The 22,077-nt window shown below is 60.1% G+C and carries 19 protein-coding genes, 1 tRNA gene and 1 pseudogene; 12 read left to right on the top strand and 9 right to left on the bottom strand.

Features of this window, described 5'->3' with window-relative positions; translation table 11 throughout:
• Positions 1 to 75: 75 nt before the first annotated feature.
• Positions 76 to 2,310: a RelA/SpoT family protein gene (locus tag AC1DF8_RS15820; RefSeq protein WP_113208474.1), complete on the bottom strand. Its 2,235-nt coding sequence runs from the start codon at positions 2,308 to 2,310 to the stop codon at positions 76 to 78.
• Positions 2,311 to 2,469: 159 nt separating this feature from the next.
• On the bottom strand, positions 2,470 to 2,874 hold the full coding sequence (gene rpoZ, locus AC1DF8_RS15815; RefSeq protein WP_018115601.1) for a DNA-directed RNA polymerase subunit omega: 405 nt from the start codon (positions 2,872 to 2,874) through the stop codon (positions 2,470 to 2,472).
• A gap of 297 nt (positions 2,875 to 3,171) precedes the next feature.
• On the opposite strand from rpoZ, the gene AC1DF8_RS15810 reads away from it, so the two are divergent.
• Positions 3,172 to 3,753: a LabA-like NYN domain-containing protein gene (locus AC1DF8_RS15810; protein ID WP_007820126.1), complete on the top strand. Its 582-nt coding sequence runs from the start codon at positions 3,172 to 3,174 to the stop codon at positions 3,751 to 3,753.
• Between the two features lie 140 nt (positions 3,754 to 3,893).
• Here AC1DF8_RS15810 and smpB read toward each other — a convergent pair whose 3' ends face one another.
• A complete protein-coding gene (gene smpB, locus AC1DF8_RS15805) occupies positions 3,894 to 4,373 on the bottom strand; it encodes an SsrA-binding protein SmpB (protein ID WP_112544806.1) in 480 nt (159 codons plus the stop codon).
• A 101-nt stretch (positions 4,374 to 4,474) separates the two neighbouring features.
• Positions 4,475 to 5,359 (bottom strand): 4-hydroxy-tetrahydrodipicolinate synthase, encoded by an 885-nt coding sequence (gene dapA, locus AC1DF8_RS15800; protein ID WP_018115603.1) that lies wholly within the window; start codon positions 5,357 to 5,359, stop codon positions 4,475 to 4,477.
• A 216-nt stretch (positions 5,360 to 5,575) separates the two neighbouring features.
• On the opposite strand from dapA, the gene AC1DF8_RS15795 reads away from it, so the two are divergent.
• Positions 5,576 to 7,651, top strand: coding sequence for a lytic transglycosylase domain-containing protein (locus AC1DF8_RS15795; RefSeq protein WP_478154133.1), 2,076 nt, complete (start codon positions 5,576 to 5,578; stop codon positions 7,649 to 7,651).
• A 63-nt stretch (positions 7,652 to 7,714) separates the two neighbouring features.
• Positions 7,715 to 8,608, top strand: coding sequence for an alpha/beta fold hydrolase (locus AC1DF8_RS15790; protein WP_478154132.1), 894 nt, complete (start codon positions 7,715 to 7,717; stop codon positions 8,606 to 8,608).
• 129 nt (positions 8,609 to 8,737) lie between these two features.
• Here the strand turns inward: AC1DF8_RS15790 and AC1DF8_RS15785 are convergent, their stop codons facing one another.
• Positions 8,738 to 9,781, bottom strand: a complete 1,044-nt coding sequence (locus AC1DF8_RS15785) for a porin (protein WP_478154131.1) — start codon at positions 9,779 to 9,781, stop codon at positions 8,738 to 8,740.
• Positions 9,782 to 10,496: 715 nt separating this feature from the next.
• On the opposite strand from AC1DF8_RS15785, the gene AC1DF8_RS15780 reads away from it, so the two are divergent.
• On the top strand, positions 10,497 to 10,832 hold the full coding sequence (locus tag AC1DF8_RS15780; protein ID WP_113208470.1) for a hypothetical protein: 336 nt from the start codon (positions 10,497 to 10,499) through the stop codon (positions 10,830 to 10,832).
• A gap of 149 nt (positions 10,833 to 10,981) precedes the next feature.
• Here AC1DF8_RS15780 and AC1DF8_RS15775 read toward each other — a convergent pair.
• The 3 genes from AC1DF8_RS15775 to AC1DF8_RS15765 all read right to left on the bottom strand — a co-directional run bounded on the left by AC1DF8_RS15775 (position 10,982) and on the right by AC1DF8_RS15765 (position 13,631).
• Positions 10,982 to 11,071, bottom strand: a tRNA-Ser gene (locus AC1DF8_RS15775).
• A 141-nt stretch (positions 11,072 to 11,212) separates the two neighbouring features.
• The gene (locus tag AC1DF8_RS15770) at positions 11,213 to 12,430 is read right to left on the bottom strand and encodes an NAD(P)/FAD-dependent oxidoreductase (protein WP_478154130.1); all 1,218 of its coding nucleotides are present in this window, start codon (positions 12,428 to 12,430) and stop codon (positions 11,213 to 11,215) included.
• A gap of 85 nt (positions 12,431 to 12,515) precedes the next feature.
• The gene (locus tag AC1DF8_RS15765) at positions 12,516 to 13,631 is read right to left on the bottom strand and encodes a Gfo/Idh/MocA family protein (protein WP_478154129.1); all 1,116 of its coding nucleotides are present in this window, start codon (positions 13,629 to 13,631) and stop codon (positions 12,516 to 12,518) included.
• Between the two features lie 208 nt (positions 13,632 to 13,839).
• On the opposite strand from AC1DF8_RS15765, the gene AC1DF8_RS15760 reads away from it, so the two are divergent.
• The 4 genes from AC1DF8_RS15760 (at position 13,840) to iolE (ending at position 19,600) form a co-directional block, all read left to right on the top strand.
• Complete coding sequence (locus AC1DF8_RS15760; protein WP_113146134.1) at positions 13,840 to 14,712, top strand: MurR/RpiR family transcriptional regulator; 873 nt, start codon at positions 13,840 to 13,842, stop codon at positions 14,710 to 14,712.
• A 93-nt stretch (positions 14,713 to 14,805) separates the two neighbouring features.
• Positions 14,806 to 16,740, top strand: coding sequence for a bifunctional 5-dehydro-2-deoxygluconokinase/5-dehydro-2-deoxyphosphogluconate aldolase (locus tag AC1DF8_RS15755; RefSeq protein WP_478154128.1), 1,935 nt, complete (start codon positions 14,806 to 14,808; stop codon positions 16,738 to 16,740).
• 25 nt (positions 16,741 to 16,765) lie between these two features.
• On the top strand, positions 16,766 to 18,616 hold the full coding sequence (iolD, locus tag AC1DF8_RS15750) for a 3D-(3,5/4)-trihydroxycyclohexane-1,2-dione acylhydrolase (decyclizing) (RefSeq protein ID WP_478154127.1): 1,851 nt from the start codon (positions 16,766 to 16,768) through the stop codon (positions 18,614 to 18,616).
• 66 nt (positions 18,617 to 18,682) lie between these two features.
• Positions 18,683 to 19,600, top strand: a complete 918-nt coding sequence (iolE, locus tag AC1DF8_RS15745) for a myo-inosose-2 dehydratase (protein ID WP_478154126.1) — start codon at positions 18,683 to 18,685, stop codon at positions 19,598 to 19,600.
• Position 19,601: 1 nt separating this feature from the next.
• On the opposite strand, the pseudogene AC1DF8_RS15740 reads toward iolE, so the two are convergent.
• A pseudogene (locus AC1DF8_RS15740) lies at positions 19,602 to 19,752 on the bottom strand (endonuclease domain-containing protein); the annotation flags it as partial.
• Positions 19,753 to 19,771: 19 nt separating this feature from the next.
• Here AC1DF8_RS15740 and iolB point away from each other — a divergent pair.
• The 4 genes from iolB to AC1DF8_RS15720 all read left to right on the top strand — a co-directional run bounded on the left by iolB (position 19,772) and on the right by AC1DF8_RS15720 (position 22,040).
• On the top strand, positions 19,772 to 20,569 hold the full coding sequence (iolB, locus tag AC1DF8_RS15735) for a 5-deoxy-glucuronate isomerase (protein ID WP_478154125.1): 798 nt from the start codon (positions 19,772 to 19,774) through the stop codon (positions 20,567 to 20,569).
• A 91-nt stretch (positions 20,570 to 20,660) separates the two neighbouring features.
• Positions 20,661 to 20,906 carry a YjiS-like domain-containing protein gene (locus AC1DF8_RS15730; protein WP_112967934.1) on the top strand — a complete coding sequence of 82 codons (246 nt, stop codon included), beginning with the start codon at positions 20,661 to 20,663 and terminating at the stop codon, positions 20,904 to 20,906.
• Between the two features lie 50 nt (positions 20,907 to 20,956).
• The gene (locus AC1DF8_RS15725; protein WP_112967933.1) at positions 20,957 to 21,790 is read left to right on the top strand and encodes a helix-turn-helix transcriptional regulator; all 834 of its coding nucleotides are present in this window, start codon (positions 20,957 to 20,959) and stop codon (positions 21,788 to 21,790) included.
• Positions 21,791 to 21,875: 85 nt separating this feature from the next.
• Entirely contained in the window at positions 21,876 to 22,040 is a 165-nt protein-coding gene (locus AC1DF8_RS15720) for a hypothetical protein (protein ID WP_478154124.1), read from the top strand.
• The last annotated feature ends 37 nt before the right edge of the window (positions 22,041 to 22,077 follow it).

Genomic DNA, 22,077 nt, shown 5'->3' with positions numbered 1-22,077 from the left:
ATGCCAATTCGACCATTAAATGATCACAAAATATGCAAAGCGCAATTTTGCGATCGGCAAGACTTTAATAAAATCCTACTCGTAGAGACGCCTGACCGTCGCGATGCATTCCAGGTCCTTGAGCTGAGCGAGAAGCTGGTTGAGCTGACGCAGATCCCAGACCTCCACTTCCAGCACCATTTCGGTGAAGTCGGCGGCCACACGCACCGTGTTCAGCATGCGAATATTGACATCCAGGCTTGCCACCGTCTGCGCCACCTTGGCGAGCGTGCCGGGCTCATTCAGCGCGTTGACCATGATGCGGGCCATGAAGCGGGATTTATTGGCCTCGTCGAGATCCCAGCGCACGTCGATCCAGCGGTCCGGTTGATCATCGAAACGCTGCAGCGACGGCGACTGGATGGGATAGATGGTGATGCCCTTGTTCTTTTCCATGATGCCGACAATGCGATCGCCGGGCACGGCACCCGTCGGCGAGAACTTGACGTCGACATTGCCGGAGAGACCGCGGATCGGCACGATATCGGGATCGCTCTCGGTGGAGGCGCGCTCGCCGTCGAGATCCGCCTTGCTCTTGCCGGGGATCTTGAAAATCATGCCCGACGCGCTTCTGACGTTGAACCAGCCTTCGTCACCGGCGGGCTTGACCGTGACGCGCTCGTCCTGGTGATCGGGATAGACGGCGCGCAGGACGTCGAGCGAGGACATTTCGCCGCGACCGACAGCTGCGATCGCATCCTCCACATCCTTCTGGCCGAGGCGGTGCAGCGCAGGCTTCATGGCTTCGCGCGAGAAGATCTTGCCGGCACGGTCGAAGGTACGCTCCAGGATGCGGTGACCGAGACCGGCATATTGCTTGCGGATCGCCATGCGTGTCGCGCGGCGGATGGCGGCGCGCGCCTTGCCAGTGACGACGATCTCTTCCCAGGCGGCCGGCGGCACCTGCACGCCGGAACGAATGATCTCCACTTCGTCGCCATTGTTGAGGCGGGTTACAAGCGGCATGATACGGCCGTTGATCTTGGCACCGACGGTCGTATCGCCGATATTGGTATGGACGGCATAAGCGAAATCGATCGGCGTCGCGCCGCGCGGCAGGGCAATCAGCTTGCCCTTGGGCGTGAAACAGAAGACCTGGTCCTGAAACAGCTCGAGCTTGGTGTGCTCGAGGAACTCCTCCGGGCTGTCGCCTTCGGCAAGCGCCTCGATCGTGTGCCGTAGCCAGGAATAGGCATTGCTTTCGCGCGAGAGGATATCGCCATCGGCATTGGTGGCGCCGTCCTTATAGAGCGTATGGGCGGCAATACCGAATTCGGCGATCTCATGCATGCGTTTGGTGCGGATCTGCAGCTCGATGCGCTGCATCGACGGGCCGACGATGGTGGTGTGCAGCGAGCGGTAGTCGTTCTGCTTCGGTGTCGAGATATAATCCTTGAAGCGGCCGGGCACGACGCGCCAGCGCGTATGCACGATGCCGAGCGCGCGATAGCAGGAGGGGATATCCTCGACGATGATACGGAAACCATAGACATCGGAAAGCTGCTCGAAGGAGAGCGATTTCGACTGCATCTTACGGAAGACGGAGTAAGGCTTCTTCTGCCGGCCCTTGACATAGGCACTCGTCAAGCCGCTGGCGATCAGCAGGTCGCGCAGTTCGGCCTCGATCTTCTTGACCAGGCCCTCGTTGCGCTTCGACAGTTCTTCGAGGCGCTTGGTGACGGTCTCGTAGGCTTCCGGGTTCATGTGCCGGAAGGAGAGTTCCTCCAGCTCCTCGCGCATGTCCTGCATGCCCATGCGGCCGGCAAGCGGCGCATAGATTTCCATCGTCTCTTCGGAAATTCGCGCGCGCTTTTCCTGCGACATGTGGTCGAGGGTGCGCATATTGTGGAGACGATCGGCGAGCTTGACCAGCAGCACGCGCACGTCGTCGGAAATGGCAAGCAGCAGCTTACGCAGATTTTCCGCCTGCTTAGCCTTCTTGGTGACGAGGTCGAGCTTCTTGATCTTCGTCAGACCCTCGACCAGGCGGCCGATATCCTCGCCGAAGAGTTCGTCGATCTCGGCGCGGGTGGCCGTCGTATCCTCGATCGTGTCATGCAGGAGCGCGACTGCAATCGTCGATTCGTCGAGATGCATGTCGGTCAGGATGGCGGCCACTTCGAGCGGGTGCGAGATGTAAGGGTCACCGCTCGCCCGCTTCTGCTGCCCATGCTTCTGCATGGCGTAGACATAGGCTTTGTTCAGCAGAGCTTCGTTGGCATCGGGCTTGTATTTCTGAACCCGCTCCACGAGCTCGTACTGCCGCATCATTCCAAAGCCACTCCAATAAAATAAAAGGGCGCCAATCGCAGACTGGCGCACACAAGGGCAATATTATGCCTAAGCCTTACAGGCGCAAGATTGATGATTGGTAATCGTCGATCTTTTGCCGCGCGGGAAGCCCCGGCCTTTCAAAAGCCGGAGATGCGCTTAGTAGTCGTCGCTCTTTTCCGGCGGGACGAGACCTTCGATACCGGCCAGAAGCTCTTCTTCCGACATCTGGTCGAAGGTGATCGTTTCCGGCAGATCGTCCTGCTCTTCGCTGTCGGCAGTAGCAGTAGCGCCGGCCGCGATCAGGCTTGCCGGATCGGGCTCGGGCTCGTCCACTTCCACATGCTTCTGCAGGGAGTGGATCAGGTCTTCCTTCAGATCGTCCGGCGAGAGGGTCTCATCAGCGATTTCGCGCAGAGCCACAACCGGGTTCTTGTCGTTGTCACGATCGATGGTGATCGACGCACCCTGGGAAATCAGCCGGGCGCGGTGGCTGGCGAGCAGAACCAGCTCGAAGCGGTTCTCCACCTTGTCAATGCAATCTTCTACTGTGACACGGGCCATTGCCTGTCCTTTGCGGTCGTCTTTTCAGGATTAAAACGCCCGATACAATTAAAACCGGACAAATTCAAGTTTTTCGTTAGGGGCCCCTCGCCTTTATCCGCGGCGGGTCTAAATTTCCATGCACAATGTGACATTTCCACCGAGGGTTGCTTGGAATATCGCGAATCGTGCCCTAAATCTTTCATATATGAATAATTCATAAAGTACGGAACAGCTCGACGCCACATCCACAAGCCACTGTTTTTATTGGGCTAAGTGGCTTATGGATTTCGATTACTCTCTTTGGATCGGTAAGCGATGTTTGACCCACGCGAAAAAATTGCACTATTCATTGACGGCGCCAACCTCTACGCTGCATCCAAGAGTCTCGGCTTTGACATCGACTACCGCAAGCTCTTGAAAGCATTTCAAAAACGCGGATATCTGCTGCGCGCTTACTACTATACCGCGCTTATCGAGGACCAGGAATATTCCTCGATCCGTCCACTCATCGACTGGCTTGATTATAATGGCTACAAGGTCGTAACGAAGCCCGCCAAGGAGTTTACCGACTCCATGGGGCGTCGCAAGATCAAGGGCAATATGGATATCGAGCTCGCAATCGATGCCATGGAACAGTCCGAAACGGTCGACCATCTCGTCATCTTCTCTGGCGACGGCGATTTCACCAATCTGGTCGAAGCGCTGCAACGCAAGGGACGCAAGGTTTCGGTCATTTCGACCATGTCCACCCAACCGCCGATGATCGCCGACGACCTGCGCCGCCAGGCCGATCACTTCATCGATCTCCTGTCGCTGAAAGCAGAGATCGGCCGGGATCCTTCCGAACGTCCTCCGCGTCCTGCCGAAGTGGCGCCAGCCAGCGATTTCGAAGACTAAGGCGCGTCGCGACTCCGGGATTCACCTGCCACGCTTTAGTCTTGCGTTATCGCATGTCGCTAGCTCGAAACCGCTGCACGCTTTTGCGCGACATGCTTCAAGCCTTCATTCGCGAATAGCCCGACACCGTCGGCAAATGGTCAAGCGTTGCCTTTCAACAGACGGCTCTTCTGCCTGTTCCAATCGCGCTCCTTCTCGGATTCGCGCTTGTCATGCAGCTTCTTGCCCTTCGCGAGGGCCAGCTCGAGCTTGGCGCGGCCCTGATCGTTGAAATAGATCTTCATCGGGATCAGCGTCATGCCTTCGCGGTTGATGCCAGCGCGCAAACGGTTGATCTCACGCCCGGACAAGAGCAGCTTGCGGCGGCGACGCGGCTCGTGGTTGAAGCGGTTCGCCTGCAGATATTCCGGCAGATAGGAATTGATCAGCCAGATCTCGCCATCCTCATCCGAAGCGTAGGATTCGGCGATATTGGCCTTGCCTTCGCGCAATGACTTGACCTCGGTGCCCATCAGCACCAAGCCCGCCTCATAGGTATCGATGATTTCGTAGTTGAAGCGGGCCTTGCGGTTTTCCGCGACGACCTTCTTCACGATACGCTGGCTGCCTTTGGGGGCCATGACGATAATTCCATCCGAGGGGCGCGAATGCCGCGCCCTCATTTCCTGTCATCTATGTAAGGGGACGGCCCGGCTTTGTGAAGACGCAGGGCCGTGAAGCCTCAGTTGAGCAAGCCAGCGTGACGCATCGCGGCGTCGATTGCCGCTTCCGTCGAAGGCTCCAGCGAGGACATCAGCGGCGAGCGGACCGTGCGGCTCATACGACCGAGCTTCGACAGGCCGTATTTCGCGCCACAGACGCCAGGCTCCATGAAGACCGCCTTGTGCAGCGGCATCAGCCGGTCCTGCAGTTCCAGAGCCTTGGCGTAATTGCCTTCGGCCGTGGCAGCCTGGAATTCCGCACAGAGGCGCGGCGCAATGTTGGCCGTGACCGAGATGCAGCCGACGCCGCCATGGGCGTTGAAGCCGAGCGCCGTCGCATCTTCACCGGAAAGCTGCTGGAACTCCTTGCCGCAGGTGATGCGCTGTTCGGAGACCCGCTCGATCTTGCCGGTCGCATCCTTGACGCCGACGATATTCTTGTGGGCCTTCGCAAGCGCGCCCATCGTCTCCGGCGTCATGTCGATGACCGAACGGCCGGGGATGTTGTAGATATAGATCGGCAGATCGACGGCTTCGGCAATCGCGGAATAATGGGCGATCAGGCCCTTCTGCGTCGGCTTGTTGTAATAGGGCGTGACGACCAGAACGGCGTCGGCGCCGACCTTTTGCGCATGCTGCGCAAGTTCGATCGCTTCCCGCGTATTGTTCGAGCCAGCGCCAGCCATGACAGGCACGCGCTTGGCCGCAACTTCGATGCAGAGCTCCACCACCCGTTTGTGCTCGGCATGCGACAGCGTCGGCGACTCGCCGGTCGTACCGACCGGAACGAGACCTTTGCTGCCTTCCCCGATCTGCCAGGCAACATGAGCGGCGAAGCTGTCTTCGTCGATCAGGCCGGCATCGGTGAAGGGGGTTACGAGCGCGGGGATGGACCCATTGAACATGCAAAGCTCCTCACGGCCGATATCCTTGCTTCAGCCGCATTCCATGAATAAGAGTTGCGCACCATAGAGCGGCAAAAACGCCGCGACAAGCGCGCATAGGTCGGTTTAGGGCAAATTCCGATAGCAAATGTGAATGAATTTTACCCGATGCGGTAAGGTTTCGTTAAGATGCCTCCAGCCAAATTGAGGGGCATGTTTTCGTTGCGAGTCATCCGGATGAAGAGAGCCGTTCTGATCCTGTCCGCCTTCGGCCTGGTCGCTGCGGCCTGGGGCAGCGCTGCATCGCAGCTCCCCGGCGAAAGCGCCCCCGTGACCGTCAAGCCGCTTGGATTCGTGCCGGAGACGGCGTCTTTCCCCGAGGCAATCACCACCGGCTCCATTCCGCGCACTGGAGCCATCGCGCCGGTCAACAGCGATCTGAAGGCCGGCCTGGATGCGCTCTCCAACAAGGATCCGCAACAAGCACTCGCCATCCGCAACACCATGGCGGCAGGAACGCTCGATCGCCACATCCTCACCTGGGCAATCGCGACATCCGGCCTGAAGGGCGTCCCCTCCTATGAGATCGCCAGCGCTTCCGACGAGCTGAAGGGCTGGCCAGGCCTCGAGCGTCTGCGCGGCAATTCCGAGCGCGCGCTTTATGACGAAAACCCGGCTCCTGCTGCCGTCCTGAACGCCTTCGGCGATACGACGCCAGAGACGCCGCAGGGCGCGATGATCATGTCGCGTGCACTGGTGGCGACCGGCAAATCTGCGCAGGCGACGAAATATATCGGCAAGATCTGGCGCAGTCAGGTGCTCGACAAGGCAACCGAAGACAAGATCCTCGCGGAATTTGCCGGCCTGCTGACCGCCGCCGATCACAAGACGCGCATGGACTACCTTATGTATCGCGGCCGTGTGGCACAGGCCAAGCGCTTCGGCGACATGGGCCAGGCGCAGTCGCTCTACAAGGCCTGGGCTGCCGTCGACGCCAGTGCGGGTAACGCCGGCGCGCTGCTGAACGCGGTCGATGCCAAGTGGCGCAGCGATCCGGGCTATCACTTCGCGCGCATCGAATATCTGCGCAAGCAGGACAAGTATCTCGACGCTGCCAAGCTCCTACAGCAGATACCGCGCGACCGCAGCGAACTGATGAACTCCGGTGAATGGTGGAACGAGCAGCGGATCATCAGCCGTGGCCTCGTCGACCAGGGACAGTTCAAGGCCGCCTACCAGATCGTTTCCGCCTCCGTCGCGACGGTGCCGACGGATATCGTCGAAGCTCAATTCCATGCCGGCTGGTATGCGCTACGCGGACTGCAAGACCCGACGACGGCCGAGACGCATTTCCGCCAGATCCTGCAGGTTTCGAACGGCCCGCTTTCCGTTTCCCGCGCCTGGTATTGGCTCGGACGCTCCGCGGAAGCCGGCGGGCCGGGCAAGGCCAGCGAATTTTTCGCCAAGGCCGCGAATTTTCCGGGCACTTTCTACGGACAGCTGGCGGCCGAGCGGCTCGGGCGCAAAACCCTCAACGTAACCTACCCCTCGCCGACAACGGCAGACCGGCAGAACCTACAGCAGCGCGAGGCGGTGCAGGCGATCGGGCGGCTTGAATCGGCCGGTCACGGCTGGCGTGCGGCAGCCCTCTACCTGGCACTTGCCGACCAGATTCAAAGCCCTGGTGAACTGGCAATCCTGACAGCCAAGGCCGAGCAGGCGGGCGACCATCATCTCTCGCTGCAGATCGGCAAGATCGCCTATGGGCGCGGCATCGATGTCGCAGCTCTTGCCTTTCCGGTCGGCGTCATTCCGGCGAACGCGAATATATCCGGTTCGGGAAAGGCGCTTGCCTATGCAATCGCCCGCCAGGAAAGCGCCTTCAATCCAGCCGCCGTCTCCGCCGCCAATGCGCGCGGCCTGCTGCAGCTGCTGCCGGGCACGGCCCAGGCGGTCGCCAAGCGGCACAATATCACCTATTCCAAGGACAAGCTGACGGCTGATGCCGGCTATAATGCAACGCTTGGCGCGCATTACCTCGGCGAGCAGATCGATGCCTTCGGCGGCTCCTACATCCTGACATTCATCGCCTATAATGCCGGACCCAAGCGCGTGCCGGAATGGATCGGCCGCTATGGCGATCCCCGCGGCAAGCCGGTCGACGAGATCGTCGACTGGATCGAGCGCATTCCCTTCCCCGAGACGCGCAACTACGTACAGCGGGTGATGGAGAATTATGAAGTCTACAAAGCGCGCCTTGGGCAGACGCCTGACATCGAGCGCGATCTCATCGGGGGCCGCAGCGCCACTTGAGGCTCATTGGCAGACCTGCCGAAAGCAAGCTACATCTCGTTCAGACAGATGGATGGAGATGTCATGAGCGACGCCGTCACAAGCGGGTTTGAGGAAAAATTCTATAGATCGACCGATGGGCTGAGGCTTTATGCTCGCAGCTACCAAGTGGCGGACAAAGAGCCTGACCGTCTGCCGATCGTCTGCCTGCCAGGTCTTACCCGCAACAGCCGCGATTTCCATGAACTCGCACTGATCCTGTCGCGGGATACGGTCTCCCCGCGACGTGTCGTTGCCCTGGACTATCGCGGACGCGGCCTGTCCGATCGGGATGGTAACAAGGCGAACTACAATCTCGCCGTCGAATGTGGCGATGTGATTGCCGGCTGCGCTGAACTCGGCATCGAGCGCGCCATCTTCATCGGCACGTCGCGCGGCGGGCTGATCCTGCATCTGCTGGCGGCAATAAAGCCGGAACTGCTCGCAGGCGTCATTTTCAACGATATCGGCCCGGTCATCCAGCCGGCCGGACTGATGGCGATCCGGGATTATCTCAACCGTGATCGCAAAGCTCAAAGCTGGAGCGAGGCGGCAGATGTCCTCAGGGAGGATCACGCAGGCGCTTTTCCGGCACTCGGTCTCACCGACTGGGAGAGCATGGCGCATGCCATCTATCGGGAGCAGAATGGCGTACCCGTCGCCGACTACGACCCGGCCATTGCCGAGCAGCTGAAAACAATCGATTTCAACAAACCCCTACCCGACCTCTGGCCGCAGTTCGAAAACCTGGGCGCCATACCGCTGCTGCTCATCAGGGGAGAGAATTCCAGCCTGCTGTCGCGGGGGACGGTGGATGAAATGGCGAAACGGCATCCTGATATGCTGCAGATCACCGCAAAGGGCCAAGGTCATGCACCGCTTCTGCATCTAGGAGACATTCCGGACAGGATCAGGATGTTTGTCACCAAATTCGGCTGATCCGGCTTACCTCGTTTCCCTCGGGGTTCATCTATTTCCAGGCTGCACCACAGATCGGTCTTCCGGCATGAAATGCAAAAAGCCCGGCTCGAGAGCCGGGCTTCCCTGAATGACCGAAGTCAGATCAGATTAGAATGCACGCTGCAGGCGGAAGTAGCCCGAGGTTACGTCGTCAGCACCATCCGGATCGAGGTACTGAACCGAAACCTTAGCAGAGAGGTTGTCTACGATCTGGTAGTCAACCGTCAGACCAACCTTCCAGGCATCGTTGTCGTCGTTGAATTCGTCACCGACGATGCCGTAGTGGCCGTAGTACTGCACGCCCGGGGTCAGCTTCAGCTTGTCGGTAGCCTTGAGGGCGTACTCGGCAGCAACTGCCCATTCGGACTTGTTGTAGTAGGCGTTCGGGTTGGTCGAGTAGACAGCTGCGAGGCCGAGCGTGCCCGGGCCGATTGCAACGGTACCCATAGCGCGAACAGCGCCTTCTTCGTTGTCGGTGTCGTAACCAGCGGTGATCTGGTAGGTGAAGGCGCCAGCCTTGCCACCGAGGCCAACTGCTACACCCCAGTTGTTCGGGGTTTCACCGTCGTAGAACGGGCTGTCTTCCAGTTCGTCAACGCTGATACCAGCGTAGAAGTCGCCGGTTTCATACTGATAACGGATGGAGTTATGCAGGGTAACCGGGGAGCCGATGTCGTCCGTTTCGCCGGAGAGACCATCGTCCCACCAGGAGTAGAAGAGACCAGCGCGGAAGCCGGCGATGTCGAGGTAAGCAGAGTCAAGCTGCGTCTTCTGAGCCGAAGCGTTGTCAGCATTGGCCTGGATAACGATCACGCCGGTGAGCGGGCCGTATTCGGTGTCGCTCTTAGCCGTGAACTGAACCTGACCACGCGTACGAGCGTCCCAATCCGAGTCGTTCGGAACAGAACCGCCGCCGCTAGCACCGATCGAGCTTGCGTTCGGAGCGACGTCAACCTGGAAACGGATGTAACCGTTGATCTTCAGGCAGGTTTCCGTGCCCGGGATGTAGAAGTAGCCGGTGCCGTAAGCGTCGCAGACGCGAACGTATTCAACCGGTTCCGGCTCGGCTGCAACGATAGCGTCAGCAGCCTGAGCGCCGGAAACTACTGCCATAGCGGCAGCAGAGCCAAGAAGAAGGCTCTTGATGTTCATAATGACCTCCAATTCAAGTTTCGTTCGGAGGTAAGATCACGCCTTACAGCGTTTCCCTGCCCTACCCCCGGTGTTTGAAGAAGTCGGGCGGTCAGGCCCTTGCTTCCGAGGCTGAAAATACAAGACGGCGGCTGTCACGCAATCACCAACTTGTGTTCAAGAGGGGTTTACGAAAGCCTTACCGGAACCCTGTTGCTGAAAGGCCACAAGTTGGGCAACGGGCCAGCCGTTTGTTTAGGCTTTATTAAGAAATCGCTTATTTTCCCGACGTTTATTGGGGTTTCATAAGGTGCGGCAGCGCCCAATCGTGCCAAATTGACACCATTTTCCCGCCAGATTCAGCTTTTTGCGATGATTGCCTGACGACCGGTGCAAAGCTCGCCAACACAAGAATCGAAACCGATTTCAGTTTTAGCCGACGAGAGGCGATTGATTCTCATGCGCGATTCGGCCGGCCGAGCATCGCGATGCTGGAACGAGGCAGACGACAGGAAGAATTCAGAACAGAGAAAATTGACACAGACACGGGGAACGCTCGCGAAAGACCGCGACGTTAGCAACGGAGGAAACGGCGGAAGGGACGAAGGTGGACTGGATCGCCACTCGATCCAATACGGGCTGAATGGGCGGTGAATCCGGGCCATTCGATCGATGAAGCTGTTCATCGGAGGTTCACGCCCGGAGGCTCACGCTGAAAACTTGGAAGGATACGTCGATGAGGAAGCTATTATCAGCACTCGCAGCCGTCGTCCTGGCTGCATCTTTCGCCCCACCGCTAAACGCGGCTCCGATGTTCGTGCCGAGAGCAGAGCAAGTGCAGATCGGCAATGTCGAGCAGGTCAGATATCGAGGCCATCGACACTGGCGCGCGGATCGCTACTGGAACCACCGGTACGCCTACCGTTCCTGCGGATATTATGACAGATGCTACAGATATCCCCGCTACGGCTACAGGTACCCGCGGTACTACGATCGCGGTTATTACGGCGGCTACCGCGACTATTACGGCTACCGGCCGCGGTCAGGAGTGAGTTTGTATTTTCATTTCTAGCCGGCGACACCTGTCGGCCATATCGCCGGGCGCGGCCTTCAACGGCCGTTGCCCTGCCCGATGAGCCAACAACAATCGTGTCTTGGTGAATGTTATGGCTGGTTTGATACCGGCTGCCATCCATCTGACTTCATCGATAAGAAGATAGATGGCGGAGAAGATGGGATTCGAACCCACGATACCATTCCTGGTATACTCCCTTAGCAGGGGAGCGCCTTCGACCACTCGGCCACCTCTCCGGTGGGAGCCCTGATATGGGTATTCCCCGGTACGATCAAGCTTTTTTTGAAGTTTTTCACACGCCCTTTGCGCAGATCGCAAACGCGACGACAACAGTTCAAAACTGAATCGACCGCAGAGGCGATCAAACCCCTATCCGCTTATGCCAGGAGTTGCTTCAGGTCGGCCGCAGGATCGGCCAGGATTGCGCGGTCAGGATTGATGCCGGATTCAAGCATCTTCTTGCCCGTCACATAGGCCTTGGCATCATTGATGGCATCAACGGCGATCAGCTTGCCCTCGCGGAAATACCAGACGGAGCTTGCGCCTTCACGGGAACCTGGACGAAGCAGCGTGTCGTCGTAGCCCATATTGAAGCCGGCGATCTGCAGCTTCACGTCATACTGGTCCGACCAGAACCAGGGCTTGGGGTCGTAGGGTTCGTTGCCGCCAGCGATGACGGCGGCCGCGGCATCGGCCTGGTCGACGGCGTTCTGCACGGATTCAAGCCGGATACGGCCGCCCTGCCAGGGCAGGCTGGCACAATCGCCCGCCGCATAGATCGAAGGGTCGGAAGTGCGGGCAAATTCGTCGACAATGATTCCATTGCCGACTTCGAGCCCGGCCTCCTTCGCGAGAAGGTCATTGGGCACGACGCCGATGCCGACGATCACGAAGTCCACTTCGATGGTGGTGCCATCGGAAAGCTCGGCGCCTGTCACGCGGCCATCCCTGCCGATGAGGTGCTTCAGGCCTGTCTTTTCGCGAATCGTCACATCATGGCTCTTATGGATTGCGCGCATGATGTCGGCGGTTTCCTTGGCAGCGACACGCTGCAGGATTCGGTCGGCCATTTCGATGACGGTCACTTCGAGGCCGAGATGTCGGGCGACGGCCGCAGCCTCGAGGCCGATATAACCGCCACCGATGATGAGCACACGGCGGCCGGGTCGCATTTCCCCTGCCAGCAAATCGGCATCACGCTTGTCGCGAGCGACGTAGACGCCTTCCAGATCGCCGCCGATCGCGGCAGGCAGGCGGCGGGGTGTGGAGCCGGTCACAAGCGCCAGTGTGCCATAATCGAGAATGGAGCCGTCCTGCAGAAGGACTTGTCTGGTCTCGCGCTTGATCTGCTCGGCCCAGGTCGAGAGGCGGATCTCGACATTATTATCGGGATACCAATGCTCGGGACGGAACAGCAAGCGGTCGAAGGCCATCTCGCCGAGCAGATACTTCTTCGACAGAGGCGGGCGCTGGTAAGGAAGCACGTCTTCGGCGCCAATCAGCGTAATCGGACGCTCGTCCTTCAGCGCACGCAGCTTGGCTGCCAATGCGAAGCCTGCCTGCCCCGCGCCGATGATCACCAGTCTGTCCGTCACGATACCACTCCCGAATATCAGCCATTCAACAGGGACAAGGCCTATCCCCTGCCCCAAACGCCGTCAACGGAAGCGAAGGCTTGCTTCAGCCGATCTCGATCCAGCGGCGCTCATGGAAGGACTGTGCCATGGCATGAACCGACTTCTCTATCCTGAGACCGTCTTCGAATGTCACGATAGACGCCGGCTCCCCGGAAATCGCCCGGATCAGTTCGCGGCATTCGATGATCTTCAGGTCATTGAAGCCGAGACCGTGACCGGGGGCCGGGATGAAGCGATCATACGGCTGATGGGCGGGTGCCGCCAGTATCTTGCGGAAGCCCTGCTCCGAGCCGCGTCCTTCGGCCTGATAGAGCTCGAATTCGTTCATGCGCTCCTGATCATAGAGAATAGAACCCTTCGAGCCATAGATCTGCAGCGCTATACGGCCCTTGCGGCCCCAGGCGGCACGATTTGCCATCAGCACGGCCGAGATGCCGCCGCCGAGACGCATCAGCACATTGGCCGCATCATGATTCTCGACCGCGCGGCGACCGCCGCCCGATACCGGGCGATCGGCATAGGGTTTGACCATATCCGTGGTGACAGCTTCGACATGGCCGAACAGATACCAGAGCAGCGACAACGGATGGACGGCGAAATCGTCGAGTGCGCCGTAACCGGCAGAAAGCTCGCTCTTCCAATAGAACAGGACATCAGGATCGGCCATGAAATCCTCGTCCATTTCGACGCGGATGTGATTGACGGAGCCGATCGCGCCCTCACCTATCAGCGCCTTGATATGCCGCATGATCGGGTTCTGGATATAATTGTAGCCGAGCACTGCGACCTTGCCGGATTGTCTGGACACCTGAAGCATGCGCTCGGCATCGGCATAGGCGGGCGCCATCGGCTTTTCACACCAGACGTGCTTGCCGGCCTCGAGGGAGGCGATCGCCATTTCGGCATGGAACTGATTGGGTGTGGTGACGGAGACGACGTCCACATCAGGATCCGCAATCAGCGCCCGCCAGTCGGCCGTCGCCTTCTCGAAGCCGAACTCCCCGGCGCGGGTGCTTGCCAGCTCGGCATTGGCTTCGGCAAGATGCACGAGACGCGGGCGCTCGACATCGCCGAAGACCGTTTTCACCGCATTCCACGCAAGTGCGTGGCACTTGCCCATATAACCGGTGCCGATCAAACCTATGCCGAGTGGCTTCATGTCAGGGTCTCCTCCTCAACTCCGCGGGAATTTTTGGAATATTTGGATCATTTTGACAAGCAGGTCCTGATCCATCTTTTCATGCCGGTCTTCTCAAAATTGTCTAAAACCTTTGATTTTCAGACTATTAAAAACAATTAGGCGCCTTCGTCGAAATCGTTTATGCTCCGAAATATGGAATATTTGTTTCATCTTCTGAGCCGTCAGCATGGATAGTGACCCCCAAAGAGCGCGCGTGCCGCGCGATTTCGAAAGCCTGCGCAGTACGATCATCGAGCGGAAGGCGAACATGCCGAAGCGGCTGGCGCAGGTGGCCGCCTTTGCGCTCGGCAATCCTGATGAAATCGCCTTCGGCACGACGGCCAGCATTGCCGCAGCCTCGGAAGTCCAGCCCTCCACGCTGGTACGCCTCGCCCATCACCTCGGCTATGAGGGCTTTTCCGATCTCCAGAGCATTTTTCGCGAGCGGCTGCGTGACCGGACGCTTAGCTATGAGGAGCGCCTCGTCACGCTGGAACAGTCCGGCGGGGATGACGAGGATGCGACGCTGCTGACAGGCTTCATTTCGGCCGCCAGCCAGTCGGTGAACCGGCTTGCGGCGACCGTGCAGACGGACACGTTTGCGAAGGCCGTCGATATCCTGGCGGCGGCGGAGACCATCTATCTCATCGCCAAGCGGCGCTCCTATCCGCTGACGGCGCACATGACCTACGCCTTTTCCAAGCTGAACATCCGCCATCAGATCGTCGCCTCGCCAAACGGCGTCGACCCAGAGATGGTGCAATTCGCCACGCCGCGCGATGCGGCGATCGCGGCGAGCTTTTCGCCCTATGCGGCCGACAGCCTCATCCAGAGCCAGGAGCTTGCCGATCGCGGCGTGCCGGTGATTGCGATCACCGATTCGGCCTTCTCGCCGCTCGCTGCCTGCGCCACGCACTGGTTCGAAATAGCCGAGGCCGATTTCGCCGGCTTCCGTTCATTGTCGGCCTCCATGGCGCTCACCATGGCGCTGCCAGTTGCCATTGCCGAGCGGCGGCGCAAATTACAGCACGCAAAACCCGCGAAGACCAAAATGGAATAAACATTCCGAATTGACAAACAGACGGAACCGATGTTTCATTATTCAAAATTCGCGGACGGTCCAGGCCGCGTAAAAATCTAGCGGGAGGACATCATGGCACAATCGAATCCGGGCTCACAGCCGGAGCCGACACTCGACGTGATCACCATCGGCCGCTCGTCCGTCGACCTTTACGGTCAGCAAATCGGTTCGCGGCTGGAAGATATCGGTTCCTTTGCGAAATCTGTCGGCGGCTGCCCGGCCAATATCGCGATCGGCACGGCGCGGCTCGGGCTGAAATCGGCATTGATCACCCGCGTCGGCGACGAGCAGATGGGGCGCTTCATCATCGAGCAGTCGGCGCGCGAGGGCGTCGAGACGAAAGGCATCAAGACCGACAAGGATCGGCTGACGGCACTTGTGCTGCTGGCGGTAGAGGCCGAGGGCGTCTCGCCGATGATCTTCTATCGTTCCGATTGCGCCGATATGGCACTCGACGAAGGCGATATTGACGAGGATTTCATCAAGTCCTCGCGCGCAGTGCTCGTCTCGGGCACGCATTTCTCCCGGCCGAATACGGAGGCCGCGCAACGCAAGGCGATCCGGCTTGCCAAGGCGAATGGCAGAAAGGTGATTTTCGATATCGATTACCGGCCGAACCTCTGGGGCCTTGCCGGCCATGCCGAGGGCTTCGAGCGTTATGTGAAGTCGGACCGCGTCTCCTCGAAGATGAAGGAGACGCTGCCGGATTGCGACTTGATCGTCGGAACGGAAGAAGAGATCCTGATTGCATCGGGTGCCGATGACGTTCTCGGTGCGTTGAAGGAGATCAGACGCCTCTCGCCGGCGACAATCGTTCTGAAGCGCGGCGCCATGGGCTGCATCGTCTATGACGGCCCGATCAGCGACAATCTCGAAGACGGCATTGTCGGCCAGGGCTTTCCGATAGAGGTGTTCAACGTGCTTGGCGCGGGCGATGCGTTCATGTCCGGCCTGCTGCGCGGCTGGCTGAAGGATGAACCGCTGAAGACCTGCGCCACCTGGGCGAATGCCTGCGGCGCCTTTGCCGTTTCCCGCCTGCTCTGCTCGCCGGAATATCCGACCTGGGCGGAGCTCGACTTCTTCCTGAAGAACGGCAGCAAGCACCGCGCGCTGCGCAAGGACGAAGCGATCAACCACATCCATTGGGCCTCGACCCGCAAGGGCGACATCCCGCTTCTGATGGCGCTCGCCATCGACCATCGTTCGCAGCTAACGGCTGTCTGCGACGAGCTCAGCATCGATTATAAGCAGATCGTCGCCTTCAAGCGGCTGGCGGTAGAAGCTGCTTCCCGCGTTGCTGACGGGCGGACCGGCTACGGCATGCTGATCGACGAGCGCTTCGGCCGTGACGCCTTCTTCGACGCGGCCAAGAAGGATTTCACCTGGATCGGCCGGCCGGTCGAGCTTCCGGGCTCCAAGCCGCTTCGCTTCGAATTCAGCCAGGATATCGGCTCGCAGCTGGTAGAATGGCCGCTCGACCATTGCATCAAGTGCCTGTGTTTCTATCATCCCGACGATCCGGCGGAATTGAAGAAGGAACAGCAGGAAAAACTGCGCACGCTCTTTGAAGCCGCACGCAAGGTCGGCCGCGAGCTGCTGGTGGAGATCATCTCCAGCAAGAACGGGCCGCTGACCGACGATACGGTGTCGACGGCGCTGGAAGAGCTCTACGCGCTCGGCATCAAGCCGGACTGGTGGAAGCTCGAGCCACAGGCCTCAACCGGCGCCTGGAAAAAGATCGATGCCGTCATTGCCAAAAATGATCCATGGTGCCGCGGTATCGTGCTTTTGGGGCTAGAAGCTCCCGCCGACGAACTGGTGAAGGGGTTCGAGGCGACGCTGGCGGCACCCTCGGTCAAGGGCTTTGCGGTGGGCCGTACGATCTTTGCCGATGCGGCGCGCGGCTGGCTTTCGGGCAAGATCAACGACGAGGAAGCGATTGCCGATATGGCCGGTCGCTTCAAGCAATTGACAGAGGCCTGGCTGAAAACGCGCGGTCTCAACTAAGTAGAGCGAATTTGGGAGGCGCCCGATGGGCAAGACGGTAAGATTGACGATGGCGCAGGCCGTCGCGCATTTCCTTAAAGTGCAGATGACCATCGTCGACGGCAAAAAGGTGCCGATCTTCGGTGGCGTGTGGGCAATCTTCGGCCACGGCAATGTCGCCGGCATGGGCGAGGCACTCTATCAGGTGCGCCAGGAACTGCCGACCTATCGTGCGCATAACGAACAGGGCATGGCCCACGCGGCTATCGCCTATGCCAAGGCGAGCTTCCGCCAGCGTTTCATGGCCTGCACGACCTCGATCGGCCCCGGTGCTCTGAACATGGTGACGGCTGCCGGCGTGGCGCATGTCAACCGCATCCCGGTGCTCTTCCTGCCCGGCGATATCTTCGCCAATCGCGCGCCCGATCCGGTGCTGCAGCAGATCGAGGATTTCGGCGACGGCACGGTCTCGGCCAATGATGCCTTCCGCCCGGTCTCGCGCTATTTCGACCGTATCACCCGGCCGGAACAGATCATCACGGCGCTGAAGCGCGCCATGCAGGTGCTGACCGATCCGCTCGATTGCGGCCCTGTGACGCTGTCGCTCTGCCAGGACGTTCAGGCAGAAGCCTTCGATTATCCGGAAAGCCTGTTCGAAGAGAAGGTCTGGACGGTGCGCCGTCCGCAGCCGGATGCCGATGAGCTTGCCAATGCCATTGCGCTGATCAAGGCTTCGCAGAAGCCCGTTATCGTTGCCGGCGGCGGCGTACTCTATTCGCAGGCGACCAAGGAGCTTGCGGCTTTCGCGGAGGTGCATGGCGTTCCCGTCGTCGTCACCCAGGCCGGCAAGTCGGCGATCGACGAGCGTCATGCGCTGGCGCTTGGCTCCGTCGGCGTGACCGGCACATCGGCTGCCAACGCTATTGCCGAGGAAACCGACCTGGTGATTGCCGTCGGCACGCGCTGCCAGGATTTCACGACCGGTTCCTGGGCGCTCTTCAAGAACGAAGGCCTGAAGCTGCTCAACCTTAATATCGCTGCCTATGACGCGCTGAAGCATGACAGCCATCCGCTTGTCGCCGACGCGCGCGAGGGACTGAAGGCACTTTCGTCAGGCCTTTCCGGCTGGAAAGCGCCAGCAGCGCTTGCCGAGAAGGCAACGAAGGAAAAGAACGTCTGGATGGAGGCTGCCGCCAAGGCCATGGGCACCACCAATGCCGCCCTGCCCTCCGACGCGCAGGTCATCGGTGCCGTGGTTCGTTCCATCGGCGGCGAGAAGACGACGCTGCTATGTGCGGCGGGCGGCCTGCCGGGCGAGTTGCACAAGCTGTGGCCGGCCACCGTCCCCGGCAGCTACCACATGGAATACGGCTTCTCCTGCATGGGCTATGAGATTGCCGGCGGCCTCGGCGCCAAGATGGCGCACCCGGAAAAGGACGTCGTCGTCATGGTCGGCGACGGCTCTTACATGATGCTGAACTCCGAACTCGCCACTTCGGTCATGCTCGGCCTCAAGCTGAATATCGTGCTGCTCGACAATAGAGGCTATGGCTGCATCAACCGCCTGCAGATGGCAACCGGCGGCGCCAACTTCAACAACCTGTTGAAGGACTCCTATCATGAGGTCATGCCCGAGATCGATTTCCGCGCGCATGCGGAAGCGATGGGCGCGATTGCAGTGAAGGTTTCCTCCATCGCCGAACTGGAACAGGCGATCGCCGATTCGAAGAAGAACGATCGCAGCTCGGTCTTCGTCATCGATACCGACCCGTTGATCACGACGGATGCCGGTGGTCACTGGTGGGATGTGGCGGTGCCGGAAGTCAGCCCGCGCGGCGATGTCAACAAGGCCCATGAGGCCTATGTCAAGGCACGCGCCGCCCAGCGCGTCGGCTGATCCAATTGCTATCATTTTCCGGAGGAGCGGCAGCGCTCCTCCGCACTCTATTTAAGGAGACTATCGATGAAGGCCAAACTCGGCATGTCGCCCATCGCATGGTGGAACGACGACCTTCCTGAACTCAGCGACGACGTGTCCCTTGAAGAATGCCTGCGCCAGTCCCGCACTGCCGGCTTTACCGGCATGGAGCAGGGCCGCCGCTTCCCGAGCAACCCGCAAGAGATGCTGCCCATTCTGCGCGCCGCCGACGTGACGCTCTGCGGCGGTTGGTTCTCCGGCACGCTTGTCAATGAGGAGCTTGCGGCCAACAAGCACCGCATCGCTCCGATGATCGAACTTTTCAAGGCGGTCAATGCGCCCTGTATCGTCTATGGCGAAGTCGGCCGCTCGATCCAGGGCGACCGCTCCAAGCCACTCGCCACCAAGCCGCGGCTTGGCGATGACGAGATGAAGGCCTATGCGCGCCGTGTCACCGAATTCGGCGAATGGTGCGCCGAGCAGGGCATGCCGCTTTCCTATCACCACCACATGGCGGCTGTCGTGGAGACCGAGCCGGAACTCGACGCCTTCATGAAGAATTCGGGCGCCGGCATTCCGCTGCTGCTCGATGCCGGGCATCTGGCCTTTGCCGGCGGCGACGTGCTGCGCGCGATCGATAATCACCACGCCCGCATCAACCATGTGCATGTGAAGGATATCCGCAAGGCCGTTGTCGATGGGCTGGATCGCAGCAAGCAGTCCTTCCTCGACGCAGTAGCGCTCGGCGCTTTCACCGTGCCGGGCGACGGCTCGCTCGATTTCGGCGCCATCGTCAAGCGGTTCGCCGATTATGGTTATGAAGGCTGGTTCGTCGTTGAAGCCGAACAGGACCCGCGTAAGGCACCGCCCCAGAAGATGGCGGAGATCGGTCATGCCGAATTGATGCGTGTCATGACGGCGGCTGGTTATACGGTGGAGACGGAAGGTTTCCCGAAGGCGTAACTACAAAACTGCTGGAGCCCGGAGCCCCCTCATCCGCCCTTCGGGCACCTTCTCCCCTGGGGGAGAAGGGAGAAAGAGGCGGGCGCGGCATATGCCTTCTCCCCAGCGGGGAGAAGGTGGCGGCAGCCGGATGTGGGGGCCGCACCCACCAATTCAGGAGGAGAAACACCAATGCCAAACCTCAAGGTAAAACCGTCAGGCAAGACCGGCCGCGTCACGCATGTGACGCCCGAAAGCGCCGGCTGGACCTATGTCGGCTTCGACATGCACCGCTTGAAGCCGGGCGAGACGGCATCGGGAGAGACAGGCGAACGCGAAGTTTGCCTCGTCTGGGTGAGCGGCAAAGGCAAGGCTTCGGCCGGCACCAGGGATTTCGGTACGCTCGGCGAGCGCATGAGCCCTTTCGACGGCGCACCGCATGCTCTCTATATTCCGATGGAATCGACATGGTCGGTGACGGCGGAGACGGATCTGGAGCTTGCCGTTTGCTCCGCCCCCGGCGGCGGCACCTATGAGGCCAAGGCCATTCCGCCCGGCACGCACCCGCCGCTGACGCGCGGCAAGGGCACGAATGTGCGCTACGTCAACAACATCATGCCGGAAGACGATAGCTCGGCGCATTCACTGCTCGTCGTCGAGGTCATCACGCCCGGCGGTCATACCTCCTCCTATCCGCCGCACAAGCATGACCAGGACAATCTTCCGCATGAAAGCATGCTGGAAGAGACCTACTACCACCGCCTCAACCCGCCCCAGGGCTTCGGCTTCCAGCGCGTCTATACGGACGACCGCTCGCTCGATGAGGCGATGGCCATCGAAGACGGCGACGTGACGCTGGTACCGAAGGGCTATCATCCGTGCGCGGCAACGCATGGCTACGATCTCTATTATCTCAATGTCATGGCGGGGCCGAAGCGTGTCTGGAAGTTCTACAATGCGCCGGAACACGAATGGCTGCTGAAAGCCTGATCCGGCCGCAGATCGCTAAATAATCTGACAGCGGGCGAGCCGCGCAGATGGTTCAATCCTCCCATTCAAACGCAATGGATGGAGGAACACCATGCGCGGCTCTAGCCTTACAATTTATGCCGAGACTACCCGCCGGACGGAAACCAGACAGTCCCGGCTTCTTGCAAGTCTCGTTACGGGCTTTCGGTTGATAGGACGCAAGCTCGCCGAACGGCGCAGTCGCAGCGCCGTCATGGAGTTGTCCGACGATCAGCTCAAGGATATCGGTCTTTCTCGCGGCCAGATCGAAAGCGACGTGCATATCTCAAGCCACTACTGGCGCAACAAGGGATTGTGATAGGGTGCAGCGGCGGGCAGCACTCGCCGCGCAAAAATCCGGAAAGACCGATGTCGCAATTTTCGACCGCATTGCTCTTGAAGACGAAGACTGTCGCGATCCGCGACATTGTCTGCAATGGCGAATGCCGTCACAAGAGCGACGAGGAATGCGCCCACAAGACGAGTCTCGTCTATCCCTATCGCGGCGTCTTCATGCGTCATGTCGGGCGCACCGACACGGTGGCGGAAGCCAACCAGATGCTGTTCTTCAACGCCGGCCAAGGCTATCGTATCAGCCATCCCGTCGAGGGCGGCGATGCCTGCATCGATCTTTCAATCGACGAATCCCTTTTGGCCGAACTCGCGCCCAGGGATCAGGTGCAGGCCGGCGAGCTGTTCGGTTTCAAGCGCCAGCGCCGGCGCATCGATCCGCGGGCGCAGGCGCTTGTCGCGCTTCTTCGCCATGGGCTGCGCCGGGGTGTTGCCGAGACGCTGGAAGCGGAAACGCTGGCGCTCACTCTCGTGCGCCGCTCGCTCGGCGAACGCACCTCGCATGCAGCGGGTGCGAGTGCCGGTCGACAGAAACTTGTCGACCGGGCAAAGCTCGTGCTCTCCTCCGATCTCGCGCGGCGCTGGACGCTTGCCGAAATCGCAACGGAAGTGGGCGTTTCGCCTGTCTATCTGACCCAGGTCTTCCAGCAGGTGGAGGCAACCCCGCTCTATCGCTACCAGCTTCGGCTTCGCCTTGCCCGCGCGCTCGATCTTCTTGGCGAGTATGAGGATCTGACAGCGCTCGGCCTCGATCTCGGCTTTTCCAGCCACAGCCATTTCACCGCATCCTTCCGCCAGGCCTATGGCCAGACGCCGGCGGAGTTCCAGCGTGCCACGCGACTGCGGGCCTGAAATCGCTAAAGAATTCGACAGCGATGAAGGTCCACCAGTGGTCTTATGATCCCGCCCCTGACGGGGACCCAACGGAGGATGACAGATGAAGAAGACCACATGCGCTGCCTGCGACTGCGAACTCGGAGCTGATACCATCAGCGTCAAGCTTGGCGGAAAGACCGTCGAGGTCTGCTGCGAGGAATGCGCCCAGGCGCTCGGGGAAGCAGAGGCTGCCACCGCATCCGCACCTGCAACCGCGAAGGATTGAAACAAGGCCGCGCCCAAAAAGGCGCGGCCTTCTTCGT

The sequence above is a fragment of the Rhizobium sp. 05N49 genome (assembly GCF_056396805.1).
This window is presented reverse-complemented; position numbering and strand designations above follow the sequence as displayed.